This window comes from Cryobacterium sp. M23, from assembly GCF_002929655.1.
Lineage (GTDB): Bacteria > Actinomycetota > Actinomycetes > Actinomycetales > Microbacteriaceae > Cryobacterium > Cryobacterium sandaracinum.
In genome coordinates, this window is sequence record NZ_PJJV01000009.1 from 1 (window position 1) to 1,495 (window position 1,495).

Annotated in this window: 1 protein-coding gene; it reads left to right on the plus strand. The window is 63.6% G+C overall.

Going from position 1 to position 1,495, the window contains the following annotated elements:
* Positions 1–125 precede the first annotated feature (125 nt).
* A protein-coding gene (locus tag CXY82_RS00075; RefSeq protein ID WP_104169150.1) for an IS3 family transposase occupies positions 126–1,495 on the plus strand; the annotation gives its coding sequence in 2 pieces (ribosomal slippage) (positions 126–456 and positions 456–1,495; 1,371 coding nt annotated over the 2 pieces). This gene is flagged as partial in the annotation.

Consider the following 1,495-nt stretch of genomic DNA (forward strand, 5'->3'; position numbering starts at 1 on the left):
CCCTACGTGTCAGGGTGAGTTGAGGCCAGTAGCTCAGAGCAAGTCCGCCGTTTGACGTAGGGCGAGAACCAGGAAGTCCGATCATGTCCAGCCCTTCTTTGATCGTCGTGCGCGACGATAGTTCGATGAGTAAGAACAGCAGTCCTGGCCCGCGTGCGGGTGGCCCGAGCGCGCGGCGCTCGTTCACGCCGGCGCAGAAGCTAGAGCACTTGGCTGCTTACGAGGACGCGATCTCCCGGAATGGGGGCGGGGCGTATCTGCGGGAGCAGGGCATCTATTCCTCGCAGATTACCGAGTGGCGAAAGCTTCGTGATGCGGGCGTGCTGCAGGGCAAGAAAGCCGGAGAGAAGATTGGCCGGCTCACGCCAGAGCAATCCGAGATCGCCAGGCTCCGCCGCCAGCTCGATCAATCCGAACAGCGCCTGGCCACGACGGAGGTGGCGTTGGAGATCATGTCAAAAATGCACGAGCTACTCGAAAATCTTTCGAAGAGCTCGCGGGACGAAACACCGCAGACGAAACCGTGATGACCACCTACCGTGAACTGACCCGCCGGGGCATCTCGACCCGCACCGCTGCCACGTTGGTGGGGATACCGCGGGCGACGGCAACCCGGGCGCCACGAACCCCGGCTGCCGGGCCGGCGTTGGTGCCAATGAACAAGCTGGGCGTCCTGGAGCGGGCCCGGATCCTGTCCGTGGTGAACTCGGCCCGGTTCGTGGACTTACCGCCGATCCAGATCTACGCGCAGCTGCTGGACGAGGGCGTCTACCTAGCGTCGATCTCAACGATCTACCGGATCTTGGCCGAGAACAAACAGGTCAAGGAACGCCGCCGCTTGGCCCGCCACCCGCCGCGGGCGATCCCGGAACTGCTAGCCACCGCCCCCGGGCTCGTGTTCTCGTGGGATATTACAAAGCTGCCTGGCCCGATCAAGGGCAAGTACTACGACTGCTACGTCATGATCGATATCTACTCCCGCTACATCGTCGGCGCCGTGGTCCACGCGTCTGAGTCCGCGGTCCTGGCCGCGGAAATGATGACGGAGACCTTCGGCATCCACGGCACCCCGCAGGTCGTCCACGCGGACCGGGGAACGTCAATGACGAGCAAGACCGTCGCCGCGCTGCTCTCGGATCTCGAGGTCACCAAGTCGCACTCCAGGCCCCGAGTCAGCAACGACAATCCGTATTCGGAGGCGTGGTTCAAGACGTTGAAGTTCGCCCCGGTCTTTCCCGAACGCTTCGGCAGTCTTGGCGATGCCAGACGGTTCATGGACGCTTTCGTCGAGGGCTACAACTACACCCACCGCCACACCGGAATCGGCCTGAACACACCCGCTGACGTTCACTACGGCCTCGCGGCAGGCAAAGCCCTCGAACGGGCGACGACCCTGGCCGCCGCCCGCGCCCGTAACCCCGAACGCTTCAGCACCAACCTCAACCCAAAGATCCTCGCCATCCCCGACGCGGCCTGGATCAACCAGCCCGCCAAA